Source organism: Nocardioides sp. NPDC058538, assembly GCF_042719275.1.
Taxonomy (GTDB): Bacteria; Actinomycetota; Actinomycetes; order Propionibacteriales; family Nocardioidaceae; genus Nocardioides.
In genome coordinates this window covers 1-1,684 of sequence record NZ_JBHXNY010000079.1, presented here as the reverse complement: position 1 = coordinate 1,684, position 1,684 = coordinate 1, and the positions used below count along the sequence as shown (strand labels likewise).

Below are 1,684 nucleotides of genomic sequence, written 5' to 3'. Positions count from 1 at the left end.
CCTCGACGATTCACAGCGCGGTGGCTTGAGCGGCGTGTAGAAGCACCGAAGTGCCTTCTGAGCAGGAGAAACTTGGACTTGCGACAGTTCAAGAACTCTTGATCGGAAGGCACTCGGTAGGTGAAGCATAGAAGATGGTCGACCGGTCTGGTGGTGACCGGCGATGGCTCGGGCGTGGCAGCCCACGCGGGCAGTGCCGCGGTACGCCTCCTGGCCGACAAGGTCGGCCTCACCGAGGACCTGTCCCGTGCGCTGACGCGGCGCTCGAAGACGCCACGGCATGACCGCGGGGGCGTGTTGCGGGATGTCGCGGTGATGATCGCTGATGGTGGCGAGGCGATCTCGGACATCGACGTGCTGCGGCACCAGGGTGGTCCTCAGGGTGTCCTCGGCGCGGTGGCTTCGCCGGCGACGGTGTGGAGGATGCTCGATGAGGTGAGCCCGGGCCGGATGAAGAAGATCGCGACCGCTCGTGCTCGGACCAGGCGTCGGGTCTGGGCTGGTCTGCCGGGTGGTCTGCCTCGATCGCGGGTCGCTGGCAAGCAGCTCGATGCGGGTGTGGTAGTCCTCGATGTCGACGCCACGATCGTGGTCGCTCACAGTGAGAAAGAGCAGGCAGCGCCCACGTTCAAGAAGACCTTCGGCTACCACCCGCTCGGGGTCTGGTGCGACAACACCACCGAGTTCCTCGCTGGCATGTTGCGCACCGGGAAGGCAGGGTCGAACACCGCAGCCGACCATGTCGCCGTGCTTGCCGAGGCGATCGCGCAGGTCCCCGGGACCCATCGCAAGCACCTGCTGATCCGGTGTGACGGTGCGGGTGCCTCTCACGAACTGGTCGCCTGGCTCCAGGACCAGAACCAGGTCCGTGGCCGCCGGGTGGAGTACAGCGTCGGGTTCGCGATCACCGAGCACATCCGCACCGCGATCAACCTGGTCCCGAAGAAGGCCTGGGTCCCGGCCATCGACGCCGACGGCGAGGTTCGTGCCGGTGGCGACGTCACCGAGATCACCGGCCTGCTCGATCCCGATCTCCTCGCGAAGTGGCCGGCGGGGATGCGGGTCATCGTGCGTCGTGAGCGTCCCCACCCGGGTGCCCAGTTGTCGCTGTTTGAGGAAGCCGACGGCTGGCGCTACCAAGCCTTCGTCACCAACACCGACCGCGGCCAACTGGCGTTCCTCGAAGCCCGACACCGGGCTCACGCCCGGGTCGAGGACCGGATCCGGCATGCCAAGGACACCGGTCTGGGACGGTTCCCGTCGCGGGAGTTCGCGATCAACGCCGCCTGGCTCCTGGCGGTCCAGATCGCCGCGGACCTGATCGCCTGGCTGCGACTGATCGGGCTCAACCAGACCGGCCTGGCGTCCGCGGAACCGAAGGCGTTGCGTTACCGGCTGCTGCACGTGCCCGCCCGCCTGACTCGCTCCAGCAGACGACGACATCTGCGGATCCCCGCGACCTGGCCCTGGGTCGCCGACGTCGTCAAGGTCTTCGCCCGCATCGCCGCGATCCCACAACCAGCCTGACCACGAACCGTCCACCCCGAGACACCAAGGAACCCGGAGAACCGCAGCCCGGCAGCGCCAGCCGGCCGCTCATGCACCCCTGAAGTCGAGACCGCCCACCCCATCGAGAATCACGCGGCCAGATCCACGGCGTCATCACCTCGATGAAAGACCGAGG

General features: G+C 67.4%; 1 protein-coding gene. It reads left to right on the top strand.

The features are described from left to right. Window positions 1–120 precede the first annotated feature (120 nt). A complete protein-coding gene (locus ACFWQC_RS28300) occupies window positions 121–1,527 on the top strand; it encodes an IS1380 family transposase (RefSeq protein ID WP_378686171.1) in 1,407 nt (468 codons plus the stop codon). Window positions 1,528–1,684: the final 157 nt, after the last annotated feature.